This window comes from Erwinia sp. PME.40.26/001 (assembly GCF_055556675.1).
In genome coordinates, this window is the sequence record NZ_JBVHNP010000048.1 from 1 (window position 1) to 377 (window position 377).

The window sequence follows — 377 nt, forward strand, 5'->3', positions numbered from 1 at the left end:
CGAAGCTCCGAAATCTCGCCGCGTATTAGCGGTCGATGTCTCAGTCCGCTCTCTGAGCGCGGGCCGCTCGGCGGCTAGGAGGAGTGCTCGGCGGCGCGTCTTCCACCGCCGCGCCCGGCTGCGCCTCGGCAGGCGTGGCTGCCTCTAAGCGCTCCACAGCAGGCTCCTTGCCCAGTACCCAATTCCACGGCCCCAGATGTTCGCTCAGCCGTTCCAAGCTCCGGTATCCCTCGAAGACGCCGGTGTGGATGACGGCGTACTCGTCGCCCATCTTCCGCGCCTCAGCTTCGAGCACATCCATGAATGTGTCGCGATCCGGCGCCGCGTCAAACTTGCGCATCGCGCGTTCCAGGAGGTACTTAGTCATCCCGGGCGTG

General features: G+C 65.8%; 1 protein-coding gene. It reads right to left on the reverse strand.

Features of this window, described 5'->3' with window-relative positions; all coding sequences use genetic code 11:
* Window positions 1–40: 40 nt before the first annotated feature.
* Window positions 41–377, reverse strand: a 337-nt coding sequence (locus ACZ3HG_RS23155; protein ID WP_465334642.1) for a hypothetical protein, incomplete at its 5' end; no start/stop codon positions are given.